This window comes from Sphingomicrobium nitratireducens, from assembly GCF_026157035.1.
GTDB lineage: Bacteria > Pseudomonadota > Alphaproteobacteria > Sphingomonadales > Sphingomonadaceae > Sphingomicrobium > Sphingomicrobium nitratireducens.
In genome coordinates, this window is record NZ_JANJZA010000001.1 from 1,767,886 (window position 1) to 1,784,375 (window position 16,490).

Consider the following 16,490-nt stretch of genomic DNA (forward strand, 5'->3'; position numbering starts at 1 on the left):
TTAGCTGCGCCTGGGTGCCGCCAGCAGCACCGCTCCGCCCGCGAGCAGCGCCAGCGCGCCGAGCGGCCGCGACATCTCCACGAGGCTCGCCCCCATCTGGTTCAATCCCAGGAATAGCGGCACGCCATGGCTCGCAGGCGAGACGAAGGCGACCGCGCGCACCCAGGCCGGCATCATCTCGACCGGCCACGCCGCTCCGCTCAGGAAGAAGACGAGGAGCGAGGTCGGCACCAGCAATTCCATCGCCCGGTCGCCCTCGTCGAGCCAGCCGCCGATTGCCAGCCCCAGCGCCGCCACGCACAACGAGAAGAGCGGCACCGCGACGAGGAGCGCGGGAATATTGCCCCCGCGCGGCATGTCGAGCAGCCAGAAGACCGGTCCGAAGTAGAACAGGGCGCCGACGATCCCGATCAGCGTCAGCGCCGCCAGCGTCCCCGCGAACGCGGCGGGATCGCGGTCCTCGCGCCCGCCCGCGCGCCGCCGCGCCGCCAGCATCGCCGCCCCGAACAGCAGCGTCTGCTGGAGGATGACGACCGACACTGCAGGAAAGATATAATCGGCATAGCCGCGCGTCGTGTTGAACAGCGGACGCACCGCGATCTCGAGGTCGAAATCACCGCCCAGCCGCCCGGCCGCCTCGCGCGCTTCGGCGCGGATCACGGCCTCCAGCGCGCCCGCCACCGCCTGCGCGCGCAGGAGATAGGCCCCGTTGACCTGGAGCGAGATGCCCCCCTGCCCGCTGCCGGTGACGATCCGGTCGGTCAGCCCGCTCGACAGGCGCAGCACCCCGTCGACCTCGCGCTCGCGCACCAGCCGCAGCCCTTCCGCCTCGTTGGCGACCCGCGCCACCACCGCCAGCTCGCGCGTGTCGTCGAGCCGCGCAACGATCCGCCGGGTCGCCTCGCTGCCTTCCTCGTCGACCACCGCGACCGGAAGGTCGGTCACCGCCTGGTGGCGGTAGGGCGCCGGGTAGTAGAATGCGTAGAACAAGACCGCGACCAGCATGGTCGACCACAAGGCGCGTGTTCCCGCGATCTCGCGCAGCGTATCCGCCATCGCCGCGATCGCCCGCTTCATGCTGCGCGCTTTCGCTTGAGGAGCACCACCGCGAGCGCGCCCGGCACCAGCACGTAAAGGCCCAGCAGTCCGAGTTGCCCCATCGCCAACGAGGCCGGCGCCCCGAGCCACTGATCCATCTGGAGGTCGAGATAATGGGTGAAGGGCAGGGCCGCGCTCCACCCGCGCGCGAGCAGAGACGCGCCGCCGACCGGCAGGCTGCCGCCCGAATAAGCGAGCGCGGACCCTGCATAGACCGCGCTCGCGGCCAGCGCGGTGCTGGTCTCGCGCGTCGCGGCGACCAGCAGCGCCGAGATCGCCGCGGTCGCCGCGTAGAGCAGCACCTGACCCGCGAACACGAGCATGAGGCTTCCCGCCGGTGCCCAGCCGCGCACGCCCGAAATCCAGATCATCCACGCCGCTCCCCACGCGCTGACGATCAGCACGTAGGGCAGCAGCTTGCCGGTCAGGGTGGCCGCCGGATGCCCCGAGCCGCGCGCCCACTCGCCCAGCCGCCCGTTTTTCAGCTCGCGCCCCATCGCCATCGCGGTGGCGCAGGCGACGAGCAGGTGGAGGATCGCCGGGTCGACCAGCGCCTGGAGATACCATTCGAAGCTCGCGCCCGGATTACCGAGCAGCGCGACCGACACGCGCGGCGGGTTGGCGCGCAGCGCGCCCAGCCCCTCGACCCCGCCGCCCTCGAGCGCGCGTTCCAGCGCGACCTGCGACACCGCCGACGCGATCCCACGCTCGGCGATGCCCCCGGCAGAGAGATAGGACGCGTTGTAGCTGATCCGCGGCGGCGAGCCCGCACGCGCCGGCCATTCGAGGAAGGCGACGATCCGTCCCTCGCGCACCAGCGCCAGTGCCTCCGCCTCGCTGGCGGGACGCGCGACGACGCGCACCGCGTCGGTCTCGTCGATCGCCCGCACCATCGCGCGCGCTGCCGGTTCGTCGGGGGCAACCACTGCCACCGGCAATTCGCGCGGCGACCCTGCCAGCAGCATCGCCGCCATCAGCCCCAAGAGCACGAGCGGCATCACGAGCAGCAACGCGCGGTCCCACCGGTCGCGCGCAATATGCGCGACCTCACGATCAAACGCGGTGGAGAAGGCGCTCATCCCTCGGGGTCGAACAACACGCTCATCCCGGGCCGCAGCCCCTTGATCGGCTTGCCCGGTTCGAGATGCACCTCGAAGCTGCGCTCGTCGAAGCCCGATGACTGGCGCGTTGCGCGGCTCGTCGCGAACTCGCCCAGCGCCGACACGCTCTTGATCCTGAACGGCACGCCCTCGAGCCCGAGCGCGGGAATGTCTCCGCGAAGCACCGACCCCGCCTCCAGCGCCGGCAAGCGGCTCTCGCGTACCGACAGGCGCACCCACGGATGGTCGAGGTCGACGATCTGGAACAGCGGGATGGCGGGCGCTACGACCTCGCCGTCCTCGACCAGTCGCCGCGCGACCTGCCCGTCGATCGGCGAGGCGATCTCGCGGTCCCGCGCGAGGGCGTCGGTCGCCTGCTCGCCCCCGCCCGCCAGCGCGACCTGCGCATCGGCGGCGCGGCGAGTCTCCTCGCGTGCGCCCTGGAGGGCCTTGCGATACTGGAGATTGGCGGCGCGCGCGTTGGCGCTCGTGCTGGTGGCGAAGGCGCGCGCCTCGTCGCGGCGCTGCGCGGCGATCACCCCTTGCGCATAAAGCGTTTCGGCACGCCGCGCCGACACGCGCGCCAGTTCCGCCTGCGCGTCCGCCGCCTCGGCCACCGCGCGCAACGAGGCGATGTCCTCGGGCCGCAGCCCCTCGCGCGCCATCGCCTGGAGCGCTTCGGCCGTCTCGAGCAGCGCCGCGCTCTGCTGTTGCGCCGCGCCCACCAGCGGGGCCTCGATCACCAGCAGCAGCTGGCCCTTCTTCACCGCGTCGCCTTCCTCGACTTGCGGCGCGCCCGCAGTGCCCGCGATCTTGGCGGCGACATTGACCTCGCGCACCTCGACTTCGCCCTGGAGCGGCGGGTCGGACGGTCGCCCGGCGAGCCACAGACCGACCGCCAGCACAAGCGCGACCAGCCCGAACGCGATCAGCGCGAGGCGCCGTTTCTCGGGCGATAGGGAAATCTCTTCGCTCACGGTGCGATCCTCTTGTCGGCGCGCGCGATCGCGTCGCCATATTGGTCCATCGTTCCACTCGCGGCCATCAGCACGGCGAGCGCGACGTCATATTCGTAGGCCGCCGCGAGCCGCTGCGTGCGCGCGGTGGTCAGCGCGGCGCGCGCATCGAGCAGGTCGCTCGCGGTCCCCTCGCCCTCGCGGTAGGCGATCGCGGCGACGCGCGCATTCTCCTCGGCAGCGGCGAGCGAGCTCTCGAGCGACAGGAAGCTGCGCCGCGCCGCCTCGGCCAGTGCCCAGGCATCCGCGATTTCGGTCTCGATCGCGCGCCTTGCGGCCTCTTCGCCCGCGATCGCCGCCGCCTCGCGCTCGCGCGCTGCCGCCTCGGTCTTGGAGCGCGACACGGGGGAGAGCAGCGACCAGCGCACGCCCACGCCCGCGATCCAATCCGGCTCGGTCGGACCGCTGTCGGTCCCGTCGATCCCGTAATTGCCGAACGCATAGGCCTGCGGGAGAGATCGCGCGCGCGCCAGCCGGACGCCCGCCTCCGCCACGCCGCGCAGCGCCTCGGCTTCGCGCACGCGCGGATGGTGTGCAGTCGCGGCACTCGCATAGGTCTCGGCGCTCGCCAGCGGACTGCTGTGGACGAACAGGGGCGTGCTCGCCTCGATCCCGCCCTCGGTGCCGAGCACCCGCGCGAGCGCTGCCTCGGCCCGCGTGCGGTCGAGGCTGGCGCGCTCTAGATTGCGCGCGGCGGCATCGCGCACGACCGTCACCTCGAGCACCCGGCGGCGCGGCAGCACGCCCGCGCGATAGAAAGCCTCGGTGTCGGAGAGGTGTTTTTCCATCGCCTCGAGCTGGTCGCGCGCCGCCGCTTCGAGCCCTTCGGCGAGGCTCTGCCCGAAATAGATACGTGCGAGATCAACCCTCCCGAGGTTGCGCGCGGCATCGGCGCGGGCCCGCGCGGCACGCGCGGCGGCCCCTGCCCCGTCCTGCAGCGCCGGGATTGCGCCGCCCATGTAGAGCGGCATGAACGCGCTTACCGAGGGACGAAAGAGCGTGCCATTCGCCTCGTAGTCGAGCGTGTCGGGGATGGCCCCCAGGAGGCCGGGCAGCGCCGCGTCGATGCGGCTTGCGACCTGCGCTGCGATTCCCTGGAGGTCGCTCGGAAACTGGCCCGGCAGTCCGTCGAGATAGGGGCCGAAGCGGTCGGCCGTCCGCTCGCGAACGCCGGAAAGGTCGACCGACAACGTCTTCTCGTACGCGACCGCCTGCGCCGAAAGCGTCACGCTGGGACGGCGCAGCGTGTCGAGCGAGCGCGCGGTCAGCTCGGCGGCATTGGCCTCGTGGTCGGCGGCGGCGGCGAGCGGCGCCGATGCCGCCTGGAGCCGCTCGGCCTGCGCCCAGCTGATTGCCTCCTGCGCACCTGCGGGGGCCGCGAGCATGACCGCGGTGCAAAAGGCGATGCATTTCAATGGCAATGACGTCGTCATCGAGCCCGTCGGGTCCTTCTCAGTGGCGGCAGGAACCGTCAGCCTGGCGATACGATCACGGGGCTCCCCGCGCCTTCAACACGCATGCGCGTGAAGCGTTCCGCCGAAAAATGGCGCGAATGACGAGTTTTTCGAGGGCTTTCCGGATCGATCGTGCGCGGGCGCTACCGCTTCGCCGCGAACCAGATCGTGTGCTGCGCGCCCTTGTTGTTGGGGCGGGCCCGGACGGTCCGGGTGTCGACCGCCATGCCGGCATCGCGCAGTCGGCGCGTGAAGGCGGGGTCGGGGGCAGCGGACCAGACGGCGAGGATGCCGCCGGGATTGAGCGCCCGCTTCGCCCTGTCGAGGCCGTCGCGCGAATAGAGGCGGTCATTCTCGTCGCGCACGATGCCGTCGGGGCCGTTGTCGACGTCGAGGAGGATCGCGTCCCAGCGCGGGCCGGCGCCGCACGCCGCCTCGTCGATCGGCGCCGCGACATCGGCGATGACCACCTCGCCGCGCGGATCCTCAAGGCTGTCGCCGGTGAGATGCGCCATCGGGCCGCGTGCCCAGTCGAGGATTTCCGGCACGAGCTCGGCCACCGTCACGTGCCCGCCCTCGGGCAGCCGGTCCAGGGCGGCGCGATAGGTGAACCCGAGGCCGTAGCCGCCGATGAGGAGACGCGGGCGCGGGGCGTCGAGACGCTCGATCGTCAGGACGGCGAGCTGCTCTTCGGAGAACTGCTTGCGGGTGCCCATCAACTCGTCGGCCCCGAGCATGACGCTGAAATCCTGCCCGTGACGAACAAGCGTCAGCTCGTCTCCGCCGGGGATCCGGGCGATGGCGAGGATTTCGCGGGGCACCATGGCGCCCTCCTAACCCCGCCGACGGATTTGTCGAGCGTGCAGGAAGCGCGCGAGATTAGGAGGGTGGCACGCGACGGCCCGATCACGAGCGCATCGAATAGTCCGGCGGCACCCTGAGCCGGGTACCGCCGGAGATCGGTCGAATTTTAAAACGCGCTCTGGCCCATCTCGTCGAGGGCCTTGCTGACCAGGACATTGACCGTGACGCGGCGGTTCTCTGCCCTGCCCTGCGCGGTCGAATTGTCCGCCGCCGGGTCGGACTCGGCCATCCCGGTGGGGGTCAGCATGCGGTACGGCGCCCAGCCGCACTTCTGCTGCAGGGTGTTGACGACCTTGCCTGCGCGACGCTCGCTCAGCACCTGGTTGTAGTCCTCGTCGCCGACGGAATCGGTGTATCCGACGACGAGCAACAGTGCGTTGTCCATCGCGTTGGCCTCGTCCGCCGCGGCGCACAGCCGGGACACGTCCTGGCTCGAGACGGACCACTTGCCCGTGTCGAAATAGATGTTGGTCGTGCTCTTGACGTTGTACTGGTCGATGTCGCCGAAGCGGCTGCGCAGGGCCTCGGTCGCCGCCGCGTTCTCGGCAATGGCGGCTTCATTCTCGCCGAAGCGCTGCGCCGTCCCGTTGCGGATCATCAGCGCGGTCTCGAGGTCCTTGTCCGAGAGCTTGACGTTCGTCGCGATGAGGCCACCGCCCCACTGCACCGTCTTGACCTTGACCGGAAGCCCGTTGAGCAGCGAGTCCGCCGTCAGCTTGTCACCGCCCAGCCCGAGGAAACCGCCGCTGGAGCGGATCTCGGTGGTCGGCGCGACGAGGACCGACGTGCTGGTACCATCTTCGCCGGTGATCTTCATCTGCCCGGCGCGGCGCGCGGCGATGAAGCCCTTGACCTCGGGTCCTGCGGGCAGGCCTTCCAGCGTTGCCGGAAGCTGGCCTTCCACGGTGACCGAATCTATTTCCGCAGCCTGTTGCGCAAGCGCACTGGCCGGAATGGCCGCTGCAGCCAACATCAAGGATGCCGTAAATCGATTGAAACTGTTCACTAACTTCGCTCCTTCGAATGCCTGTCGTGCCGCGTGGGCGACACGGATACAACCCCGTTTGGTCGCCCGACTGTTTACCAAAACCTTGCTGCCAGATGAACGATCCCATGACCGGTTTAGCCGCCGTTAAATTTACAGGTGGCGCGGGCGCCTGATGCGGCGAGTTGTTTCGATGCCCGTTTTCGCCTGGCGTCACGAACACGCTTGACCCTTCATCCCGGCAAACTATGAGCCTCTCCGTGATGCGGGTGTAGCTCAATGGTAGAGCAGGAGCTTCCCAAGCTCCATGAAATGGCAGTTTCCCGCCATTCCTGCTGTAAACTGCGCAAAAATCGGTCGTTTTAGATCAATAGTTTACAGCTGGCCTGTAAACCGGATCGCGCAGATCCCTGCCCTCACCTTAAGCATCATTTAGCGTCGGCTTCGCGCCCCATTTCGGTCAGAGGCGCTTCACTGCAGATTTCCCGATAGCGGTCGTCGGAATGATGAGCTTGAAAGTCGGACCATAGCAACTGAACGGAGTCTATGGTGCGATCACGTTAGTTTACCGTTTGGTGAGCGGATTCCCGCAGACCGGTTTGTCGAACCATATTACTTTTGTCGGCCGGTCCACTATGACCTAAAGTTGGTTGAGGGTAGAATTGCCGGAGGTATGCCAAGTAACGGCGCCCCGACATAGATGCGAAAAGCAGTGAGATCGTAAATTGAGTCTTGGCTTTCTCATCAAAAGAAGGGCAGTTGGCCGTCTGGGTACAAGGGGCAGCGCGTCATCAAACAAAATGGTGATACAAGTTGGAACTCACTGACCGCGGCGGCCTGCCATGCCGGTGCAGATTGTGTGGGTGAGCGCTGGACGGTTGCGAACGAAGCGCAATTGGCACGCCTGATAGCGATCATCGCGATGGGGCAGGTTAGTCAAGCCGCGCACATCGTCTCGAGCCTGACGCCGGCTGCCCCGGCCTTTGCCTTCGCGGAATTGCGGTCCGAAGCAATCATCCGACTGACGGTGCAGGACGAGCCGCGGACACCGCGTATCGGCTATCCGCGCTGGCAGCGTGACGGATTCATGTTCGAGGCCATTTCATGGATTGCCGCCCGCCAGTCTCATGGTCCTGCTGTGCTTATGAAAGACCCGCATGTCAGTGCGACGAGCCAAGGCTTGGATGGTCTCATGCTCGAGTTGTCTCCAGATAGGTCGGCGGTCGAGATTACGACGATCTTCGAAGATAAATGCACCGACGATCCGAAGTCGATTTTTGCCGGTAAAGTGATGCCGGGATTCCAGGAGCGTCACGACAATCGGCGGAGTGCGGAAATCATCGCGACGGCGAGCGCGCTACTGACCAGAACGGGTATCAGCGACGAGTTCGCAGCGAGGATGTCTGCCGCAGTTACCGACCGTAACCGTCGCCGTTACCGCGCCGCCGTAACCACCGTCACGGAACTGGACAATGACGCTGCTCGCGCCAGCATCTTCTCCACTTATGGAGATTTGGCTGGACTAACGACCGACCAGCGCCAAGCGGCCTGCTTTGTCGTTCCCGCTGAACTGCGGCCGTGGTTCGACCAACTCGGCCTTCAGGCCGTGGCCTATCTCAACTCCCTAGAGGACGACATCAATGTTTGACGCTGAGACGTCACGCTTCCTGCGTTCGGCCCCACCGGTGCCGGATCTCGACCCCGACATGATCCCGGCGCTCCTTACTCAGCATTATGCTGAACTAGCCTCGTCCCGGCTGAGAGGAAGCGAAGCATCGCCGCCAAATACGAACTGGCCGCTCGAGCGCATCGCTGACACCTATGAGCTTGTCGCGTCGACGCAGCGCGAGTCTCCGTCAAGAGCCGCAGCGGCGTTCGTAGCTGGGACAGCGCAGCAAATCCTCGCCCGCCGGCAACTATTGCAGTCCCCCGACCAACCAATCTCCAACATTGACCGCGACCGGGTCGATCCCTCGCTCTCGGCCGCAATCCTATTCCTGATGGCTGAACAGTATGGCGACGCCAACGAGGCCGCCTTGCAAATCAGGCTCGCGCCCGGGGCCGAAACCTTCGAAGCTGCGATCGTGAGCGAGCATGTCGCCGACTTGGCGCGTGGCAGGCTGGTCCGTATCATGGATCGCTCAGCCCGCTGGCGGCGGCCAGCGCATCCCAGCGGAATGGAAGAGCGGGCGCTTGCTGCGCTGCTAGAAACCATAGCGACGGGCATCGAACTCTTGGCAGCGCATATTCTCCGCGCCCCCCCTCCGGAATCGATCGTCGGTCGCTTCGCCAGCTCGCGCGATGCGTTCGATGCCGTTGTCGGGCTGGCAGTCGAACGCCGCGACTTTGGCGCCGCCACTTTCGACGTTGGTGCGCTCTATCCCGGCCCCTTCCACCTCGCATCGTTGCTGTCCGCCGCCGACGGCGTTCTCAAGGCGGCGAGCTTGCACAATACCCCGATGCCAAGCGGCGCCGACGCGGCGACCTGGGAACGTTGGCTTCGATTTCGAGCGGATAAGTTTCCCTTCGTTTGGCCGAACCATCGCAAGGCGATTGCCGAGGAATTTCACCAGACGGGGGTTTCCTCGGTCGTCGTGCTTCCGACAGGTGCCGGTAAGACCACAGTCTCCTCGCTCAAGATCGCTGGCGTTCTTGCGCGGGGAAAGAAGGTTGCCTTCCTTGCCCCCACGCATGCCTTGGTCGATCAGCTAACTGACGACCTCCAAGAAATGTTTCCGAGCGAGATTATCGAATCGGTCATTTCCAACGACTTCGATCTTCTCCTCGGCGATGATGCCGCGTTCCACGATATTGAGGTCATGACCCCCGAGCGTTGCTTGGCGATGCTCTCCTTCGCGCCCGAAGCATTTGCCGACGTCGGATTGCTCGTCTTCGACGAGTGCCATCTATTGAGCCCGCAGACGGGTAAGATCCGCCGCGCACTCGACGCGATGCTGTGTGTATTGGCCTTTGCGGAGGCTGCTCCCGAAGCCGATCTGCTCCTGCTGTCCGCGATGGTGCGCAATGGCGCCGAACTCGCAGACTGGATTGGAACGCTGACCAACCGGCGGAGTGTTGCGGTCGACCTCCTGTGGAAGCCGAGTCGTCAAGCCAGAGGCGTAGTCATATATGATGAGACGGAACTCGACGCCTCGCGCACGCGCGCCTGGGAGCAACAGAATGCCGCGGACGCTGCCGCTCCCAAGCCTGCAAAGGATTTGCGCACAGTGGCGCAAAGGGAGCTGAGTGCGCGGCCCTACGGAATCTGGGGCCTCCAGCATAACTGGCATTCTATTTCTGAAGGCAAGGCCTGGGTCGTCACAACCGCGCTGCTGGACGCGCCCGTATTGCTTGCTGGGTCGATCAAGACCGGCCCACTGAGGCTCAAGCCGAACGTCAACGAGGTTGCCGCGCGGCTTGCGGCCACTGCCAGTCTTCGTGAATTGAAGACCATCGTGTTCGTGAACACGAAGCGTGATGCGGTTTCTGTCGCGCGTGAGATCGCGACGGAACTGGGAACTCGTATTCCAGCAACAGAATCGGAAAGCGAGCGGTGGGCAGCACTCGAAATCGAACTCGGCGGTCTCAAACATTCCCTCATCACGCCCGAGCATTGCGCCGTCCCGCACAACTCGTCGATGCTTCGGCTTGAGCGGGAGCTCGCCGAGCGAATGTTCAAACGAAACAACGGCGCCAATGTCATCGTGGCGACGCCCACTCTAGCGCAGGGCTTGAACTTGCCTGCGCAGCTCGCAATCCTTGCCGGCGACAAGCGCGCCGATCGCGCCGGTGGTCGCGAGAATCTCGAGGCGCACGAAATATTGAATGCCGCGGCGCGCGCCGGCCGCGCAGGTCACCTAGCGAACGGGCTGGTCCTGCTGATCCCTGAGCCCATCATTACGTTCCGCAGCGGACAGCCACTAAACGCGAACCTCATAGACAAGCTCAAAGGCGTTCTCCCGGAGGACGACCACTGCGTGACCATCACGGATCCGCTGGAAACCGTTCTGGACCGCCTCATGGAAGGTCAGACGCTGAATTCCGACGTTCAGTATACGATCAACCGCATGGCTGTCCTAGCCAGCGGGGAGAATGCGGATGATGCTGCTCACCTTTTCAATCTTCAAAAGTCGTTCGGTTACTATAAGGCGGCGAGCCGAGCCGCCGCCGACGAGTTCGAAGCCAAGATAGATCAGCTTCGCGCGTCGATCGCAGCTCAGCGCGATCCGGATATCGATCACAACGTCGCAATCCTATCTTCCCAAAGCGGCCTTTCCGCAAACTTGCTTGTTGCGCTCAAGGTCCGTGTCCATGCCGATCTGGCCAAGCTTCCGAACTCGGTCGCTGATTGGTTGGCCTGGACATTCAGGTGGCTTTCCGAGGATTCCGAGGCACGCTCCGCTCTGCTGTCGGACGTGTCGGACAGCATCTTGGCAGCATGCGGTGAACCGAAGGGCGGCGCCCTTGGCCCCCAGCATCTCGACCATTTACTTCGCGGCCTTATGGCGTGGATCAATGGCGACAATCTGCGTTCGATTGAAGTTATACTCGGTGGTGAGCCCGACCATCACACTCCGACGAAGCGTGTCTGCCCGCGAGCGCGCGAGATTGCGGGGACGATCGTGCCCAGGGCGATGTCATTCATATTGAGCCTTGTCGCGCGCGTCGCCAGCGATGCGATTGGGCCCGAGGAGCCAGCAGAATTCGATCGGCAATTGATCGAGTTCCTTGGGACAATTGTGCGTCGCGGGTACAGCAGTTCTGACATGATGTTCTACGCGATGGGTAACAAGCACTTGCTAGGTAGAGTCCAAGTACATACCGCTTGGAAGACCCGCTTCGACGGAATCTTTGACGACCTCGATAACCTTTAGACTGCCAACTTGGTGATGATTTCTGGAGGCGAGTAAGAGAGGGTTGAGGAGCCGTGAAATGAACTACCCTCCATTCACCGATCTGTTGGCGCTGTCGAAAGATCTGAAGCGGACTGCAAAGCAAAAAGGACTGAAGGGAGCCCTCCTGCAGGCGTGGCGGGCTGAAGCCTGTCTCGGCGATCTCTTGCAGGCCAGCGATTGCTGTAAGCAGCTTCGGGCGATCGTGGATCAGGAGGGCAAATCGCACGGCCCAGCCGAGCAAACGGTCATCAAGGCTCTGCAGACAACGGCAGTCATGCTCTACGCGCGAGCGACATCAACTGGTGGGAAAGGTGCCGAGCGTGGATCGATCCAATTGAATAAGAAAGTCCTGACCGGTGCACAGAAAAACGATCATGAAGCTTTAATTTCGCTTCGGAACGAAGCCTTGGCCCACGTTAACCCCACCCACAAAGTGGGAGATCGCCTATGGCACAAGGTCTCTCTCTTTGCGGTTCGGAATGCTCATGGCCAATGGACTCCAGCGGCAGCAACCAATGAAACGACTTGGCATCGCGAAACCCTAGAGCGGTTAGAGCGCGTGCTTCCATTGGCGATCGAGTTTGTTGAGGAGAAGTTCAAAACTCGGCTTAAAATGGTCGAAGAAATCATGGGCGAAGCGGGGATTGATGAAGCCATATTTCGTAGATACCTCTTCGACCCCGTCGAAGTTTTTGGCAGCGAGGCAATAGTAACGCAGATACTGTCGTCCCGCGGCAAAGCATCGGATCGTTTCTGGGTAAATGAATGAACGTGCTGACCCGGATCGTCAGCGGAATATCCGTTCTGTGGCTTCTAGGTTCAAATGCGGCCAGGCGGCTAACGGCCCAAGAATGCTCGCGCGCCTTCCCGTCCCTACAAACTACTATTGCAATTACTTTGAAACGTCAGATCGTCTCAACCAGCTTCGGAATGTCGGCGATGTGCCGCCTTCTGTCCTCAACATTCTCGATCGTGCCAGCGACCCATGACAAAGCCTGTGCGAGATCATAGATGCTTTTGGCCTCGTGCGGCGCACCGGGGACGCGTTTTTTTGCGCCGATGTCCATTTCAGAGGCGGGTTTCTGTACGAACCGCTCTGGGTCGCCATCGTGACCTGACCGGCAGATCGAGTGCACACGAGCCGCCTTCATCTTTCCCCAGCGAGGGGTGAGGGTCTGATCGATCCACGTCGAAAGGCCCGAACTGAATTGCGTGGCCCACCATTTCTGCAAAACCTTGCCGTCCTCGCGTACTCTTTCCAGGGCCGTTTTCAAAGTCCGCCTCACTTCGTTCAACGCAAGATTTCGATCGTGAATACGCGAGAGTTCAAGGTCTGAATTTTCGCGAGCAACTAGGCCGTTATCGCAGATCTGGCGCAACCAACTCGTCGTCATAAGCAACCGGCTTGAACCATCGACCGAGTTAAATATCTCGATGCAGAACCCGATGCGATGACCGTCGGGAGGAGTGAGAGCAAAATCGTCGTCGAGTTCAAAACGAAAGTGAGCCCACTCCCCGAACTCCGATATCTCAAGTGTACAAGGCATCAGCGAGTAGTAGACGCCAAGATCTTTCAGGGCGTTGACAATGACCTGCCCGATTTCGACGTGTTGCAGCAGACCATAATTCTCGCCGACAACCGCAACAGGTATGGGCGCTTCTTCACCATCCTTGGGCTCTAGAACTACGGTGCGAAGGAACGGATGTGCTCGATCGTGGCCAGGCGCTACGAAATCCGCTTTCCGGTGCGTCGGAAGGGTGAATGAAATCTCATCCCATGGGCCCCGCTTCGATGCGACCGCGCGGCCTTGCCACCTCGATTTTCTCCTTGGCGAAGTCGTCTTCTCTATCTTCTCGAAATTCACCTAAGCCCCCTAGTTTCTCAGTCCACCGCGCGTCCGACTGTATAAGTCTCCGCACTACGCTTAAAACTCACCTGGCAATAATAACTGACACGTTATCGGTCCCTCCATTCTCCAAGGCTTCGGTAACAAGGACATTTGCCGGATCCTTGTTTTTACCAGAGAGGAGCGAACCGATGCGATCATCCGACACCAGGTTCGTCAGTCCGTCAGAACACAACAAAAGCATGTCACCTTCGGAGTGCGTCCAAGACAGGATATGGGGTCTTGGCGACGAGTGGTCATTTCCGCCCAGGCACTGGGTCAACATGTGACCACACGCATGGTCTTTTGACATTTGCTCGAGGCGCCCCGCGCGCAAGCGATAGAGTCGACTATCGCCGATATTGAAGCCCGTCACGACATTCTCATTTCGGATCGCGCCAACGATGGTCGTGCCCATGCCGTTTAATTCGGGTTCCAAGAGAGCTAATTCTAGCAATCGGGCGTGAAGGGCTATGAGCGCGCCTTCGATTTTGTCGGCATCCGGCCGCCTTGGCATCAGTTCTGCGAGATAGTCGATCGCCAATTCGCTGGCGACTTCGCCTGCGGCGTGCCCGCCCATCCCGTCAGCTAATAACATCCAATCACTTCGGACAGGTGTCGCGAGCCTTTCCCCTCGTCCTTGGCGCGAGTTCCAGCCGGCAACGGCAATCATGTCCTGGTTGCTGGATCGAACATGCCCAATGTCCGTACGCGCGAAAACTTGCATGAAGTCATGCTAGGCAATGTAATCAGTGTACGGCAACATTAATAAGAGCGGGTGCGACCGTATTTGTCGTAGAGGTCGCTTATAATGGGGGCATGATGAAGAAGAATAGCACGAAAAAGCACACGCCATTCGACCGCAAGTTCGCGATCGAGCACATCCGAGATCATTATGCTGAGCCCAGGTCTCTGATTCGTGCACTGTTTGATCGCTGGACGGTGCCCGGACAAGGAACGATCAACACCTCGGTCGATGCAAAGCACGCCCCCGTGCGCTTGGCACTAAGGGATAACTACCTGAACTTTTACGTGAATGGTCAGTCGGTGGGGAAACTCAGCGCTGGGTCGGGTGAGCCGCACCTCGAAATTTCACGAGTCTATTTCGAAAAGGCATCACAAGGTTACCGCGATCTCCATCGCGATAGTGGCTATGTCAAACTGGGCGCCGACGACTTGCTACTCGATAAGCCTCAAGCATTGCTCGATGAGCTCATCGAAATTGCGGGTGAAAAATCGGGTAAGGAAAAACGATTTGTCGAACACGTGATGGCAGCAAATCACAACGTCCTCGAAGTCGAGATGGCGCTCCCAGGCGATTACTCGCTCGCGTCGTGCATGAAGAAACGCGAGAACAAGCTGGTCGCGCCTCGGATGGATGTCGTCGTCGCTCATCAGGTCGCTGAGGGCGGGATGGTGATCGATTTCTGGGAAGCGAAACTCGCCACGAATGGCGAACTTCGGGCCACACTTCCTGAGAATGGAGGCACGAAGGAGCCGCACGTCAGCGACCAGCTGACCGATTATATGCGATGGATCAAAATAAACGGCCGTGCGCGGCAAGTCTGCAACGCCTTCAATTCCACTGGCAAGGCGCTTTCGGCGCTCGCTTCGATGGCAGGCAAGACCGGGCCGGCCGTCGATCTCTGGCATGACCTGAGTCAGTCGAAGGTGGCTATCAATCCAAGGCCGGGGATCCTGATAGGGAATTACGACCCGAAGTGCAGGAATCTGGGCATGTTCGCTTGCCGAAAATCCTTTTCGAAGCACCGGACGCGGCTGGAGAAGCACGACAATCCGGATCGCTGCTTTGTCATCAAGGAAGTAGACGGCATCGATCCAAGCGACCTCGCCATCAATGTTCCCCTTCCAGGAGAGCGTCTTTGAGCCTGTCGTTGACGGTGCACCGCGGCACCCAGCAGATCGGCGGCAGTTGCATCGAGATCGAAGCGGAGGGCGAGCGGCTGATCCTCGATGCGGGGCGGCCGCTCGAGGCACCGCGTGATGCCACCGACTTGCTTCCCGACACCCTGAACCGCGAGCGCCCGGCAACGGTGCTAATCAGCCATCCGCACATGGATCATTGGGGTCTGATCGGAGAGCTGCCACCGCACTGGAAGATCATGACTGGTGAAAAGTCGGCAGAACTCATGCGCCTCACCGAAGGGCTGTTTGGGGGTGCGATCGACCGCGAGATCAAGTGCTGGAACAGTCGCTCGGGCCCATTCGACATTGGGCCCTTCCGGATCACGCCGTTTCTTACCGATCATAGCGCCTTCGATGCCTATATGCTCTTCATCGAGGCTGTCGGGTCGAGCCTTCTCTATACCGGCGATTTTCGAACCCACGGCCGCAAGGCGTCGCTGGTCGAAGGCACTATCGAGCGCCTGACAGGCAAGGTCGACCTTCTCCTCATGGAAGGCACCAACCTCGGGAGCGATAAGCCCGTCATCACCGAACGCGAGCTCGAGGATCGCTTCGTAGATCTCGCGCGCACAACAAAGGGGCAGGTATATGTCCAATGGTCTGCGCAAAATATCGACCGGACCGTGACGCTCTATCGCGCTGCCATTCGCAGTGCGAGAAAATTGGTGATCGATGCTTATGCGGCCGATGTTCTCAACCGAGTGGCCGAAGGAACTCGGATAATGCGGCCCGGTGCGAGGTTCGATCGCCTGCGTGTTCTCATTCTGCCTAGCGGGAAGCGACTCTTCCACCGCGGCGGTCGGTCGGATGCTATCGATGCAATGGCCAGACAGCCCGAAGCCATTTCCAGAAGGTTGCTGAAGAAGATTCCGTCGATCGTCATGCTTCGTGATTCCATGCTTCGCGATTTCGAGAATGCCGGCATCTCCTTTACATCGGACGACGCCTACGCCTTCTCCAACTGGCGCGGTTATCTGGATCCTGATGATGAGAATACTGCATGGGCCAAGGCCGACGCAGCAGGCGCCAATACGCTCCATTTGCACACAAGCGGCCATGCGAGCGCGTCCGAACTATGTCGTTTTGCGGAAGCGATCGCGCCAAAATGGCTCGTACCCGTGCATGGCATCAAATGGGACGATCCGGAGATCAATCTGCCGCCTGTGCAAAGACTGCAAGGATGGCGAGACGTGGACCTTCGATGGGGCCTGAAAAACCTCGCCCGTGATTGCCGAGCTGTATTGACTGGCGCGTAGTTCGATCTCA

Annotated in this window: 13 protein-coding genes; 5 read left to right on the forward strand and 8 right to left on the reverse strand. The window is 62.8% G+C overall.

The window, feature by feature from the left end; genetic code table 11:
* The 6 genes from NNY25_RS09095 to NNY25_RS09120 form a co-directional block, all read right to left on the reverse strand.
* A complete protein-coding gene (locus NNY25_RS09095) occupies window positions 1-1,077 on the reverse strand; it encodes an ABC transporter permease (RefSeq protein WP_265571039.1) in 1,077 nt (358 codons plus the stop codon).
* The gene (locus NNY25_RS09100; RefSeq protein WP_265571040.1) at window positions 1,074-2,177 is read right to left on the reverse strand and encodes an ABC transporter permease; all 1,104 of its coding nucleotides are present in this window, start codon (window positions 2,175-2,177) and stop codon (window positions 1,074-1,076) included. Before NNY25_RS09100 ends, NNY25_RS09095 begins: the two co-directional genes overlap by 4 nt.
* The gene (locus NNY25_RS09105) at window positions 2,174-3,175 is read right to left on the reverse strand and encodes an HlyD family secretion protein (protein WP_265571041.1); all 1,002 of its coding nucleotides are present in this window, start codon (window positions 3,173-3,175) and stop codon (window positions 2,174-2,176) included. The genes NNY25_RS09100 and NNY25_RS09105 overlap by 4 nt, the downstream gene beginning before the upstream one ends.
* Window positions 3,172-4,599, reverse strand: a complete 1,428-nt coding sequence (locus NNY25_RS09110; RefSeq protein ID WP_265571042.1) for a TolC family protein — start codon at window positions 4,597-4,599, stop codon at window positions 3,172-3,174. The genes NNY25_RS09105 and NNY25_RS09110 overlap by 4 nt, the downstream gene beginning before the upstream one ends.
* 212 nt (window positions 4,600-4,811) lie before the next feature.
* Window positions 4,812-5,492 carry a spermidine synthase family protein gene (locus NNY25_RS09115; protein WP_265571043.1) on the reverse strand — a complete coding sequence of 227 codons (681 nt, stop codon included), beginning with the start codon at window positions 5,490-5,492 and terminating at the stop codon, window positions 4,812-4,814.
* A gap of 146 nt (window positions 5,493-5,638) precedes the next feature.
* Window positions 5,639-6,505 (reverse strand): OmpA family protein, encoded by an 867-nt coding sequence (locus NNY25_RS09120; RefSeq protein WP_265571044.1) that lies wholly within the window; start codon window positions 6,503-6,505, stop codon window positions 5,639-5,641.
* An 871-nt stretch (window positions 6,506-7,376) separates the two neighbouring features.
* Between NNY25_RS09120 and NNY25_RS09125 the strand changes: the two genes are divergently transcribed.
* Genes NNY25_RS09125 through NNY25_RS09135 form a run of 3 tightly spaced genes read left to right on the forward strand, consistent with a single transcriptional unit; the run spans window position 7,377 to window position 12,181 of the window.
* Window positions 7,377-8,165 carry a hypothetical protein gene (locus NNY25_RS09125; RefSeq protein WP_265571045.1) on the forward strand — a complete coding sequence of 263 codons (789 nt, stop codon included), beginning with the start codon at window positions 7,377-7,379 and terminating at the stop codon, window positions 8,163-8,165.
* A 37-nt stretch (window positions 8,166-8,202) separates the two neighbouring features.
* Window positions 8,203-11,391 (forward strand): DEAD/DEAH box helicase, encoded by a 3,189-nt coding sequence (locus NNY25_RS09130; protein WP_265571046.1) that lies wholly within the window; start codon window positions 8,203-8,205, stop codon window positions 11,389-11,391.
* A gap of 58 nt (window positions 11,392-11,449) precedes the next feature.
* Window positions 11,450-12,181 carry a hypothetical protein gene (locus tag NNY25_RS09135; RefSeq protein WP_265571047.1) on the forward strand — a complete coding sequence of 244 codons (732 nt, stop codon included), beginning with the start codon at window positions 11,450-11,452 and terminating at the stop codon, window positions 12,179-12,181.
* A gap of 136 nt (window positions 12,182-12,317) precedes the next feature.
* Here NNY25_RS09135 and NNY25_RS09140 read toward each other — a convergent pair whose 3' ends face one another.
* A complete protein-coding gene (locus NNY25_RS09140) occupies window positions 12,318-13,277 on the reverse strand; it encodes a DUF932 domain-containing protein (protein WP_265571048.1) in 960 nt (319 codons plus the stop codon).
* A gap of 67 nt (window positions 13,278-13,344) precedes the next feature.
* Window positions 13,345-14,025 (reverse strand): PP2C family protein-serine/threonine phosphatase, encoded by a 681-nt coding sequence (locus NNY25_RS09145; RefSeq protein ID WP_265571049.1) that lies wholly within the window; start codon window positions 14,023-14,025, stop codon window positions 13,345-13,347.
* A 92-nt stretch (window positions 14,026-14,117) separates the two neighbouring features.
* Between NNY25_RS09145 and NNY25_RS09150 the strand changes: the two genes are divergently transcribed.
* Window positions 14,118-15,185, forward strand: a complete 1,068-nt coding sequence (locus NNY25_RS09150) for a hypothetical protein (protein ID WP_265571050.1) — start codon at window positions 14,118-14,120, stop codon at window positions 15,183-15,185.
* Window positions 15,182-16,480, forward strand: a complete 1,299-nt coding sequence (locus NNY25_RS09155) for an MBL fold metallo-hydrolase (protein ID WP_265571051.1) — start codon at window positions 15,182-15,184, stop codon at window positions 16,478-16,480. Before NNY25_RS09150 ends, NNY25_RS09155 begins: the two co-directional genes overlap by 4 nt.
* Window positions 16,481-16,490: the final 10 nt, after the last annotated feature.

What these genes read in the sequence shown, in the direction of transcription:
- NNY25_RS09095 (WP_265571039.1), bottom strand. Translation starts at nt 1,077, where the DNA reads ATGAAGCGGGCGATCGCGGCGATGGCGGATACGCTGCGCGAGATCGCG.
- NNY25_RS09100 (WP_265571040.1), bottom strand. Translation starts at nt 2,177, where the DNA reads ATGAGCGCCTTCTCCACCGCGTTTGATCGTGAGGTCGCGCATATTGCG.
- NNY25_RS09110 (WP_265571042.1), bottom strand. Translation starts at nt 4,599, where the DNA reads ATGCTCGCGGCCCCCGCAGGTGCGCAGGAGGCAATCAGCTGGGCGCAG.
- NNY25_RS09115 (WP_265571043.1), bottom strand. Translation starts at nt 5,492, where the DNA reads ATGGTGCCCCGCGAAATCCTCGCCATCGCCCGGATCCCCGGCGGAGAC.
- NNY25_RS09120 (WP_265571044.1), bottom strand. Translation starts at nt 6,505, where the DNA reads ATGTTGGCTGCAGCGGCCATTCCGGCCAGTGCGCTTGCGCAACAGGCT.
- NNY25_RS09135 (WP_265571047.1), top strand. Translation starts at nt 11,450, where the DNA reads ATGAACTACCCTCCATTCACCGATCTGTTGGCGCTGTCGAAAGATCTG.
- NNY25_RS09145 (WP_265571049.1), bottom strand. Translation starts at nt 14,025, where the DNA reads ATGCAAGTTTTCGCGCGTACGGACATTGGGCATGTTCGATCCAGCAAC.
- NNY25_RS09150 (WP_265571050.1), top strand. Translation starts at nt 14,118, where the DNA reads ATGATGAAGAAGAATAGCACGAAAAAGCACACGCCATTCGACCGCAAG.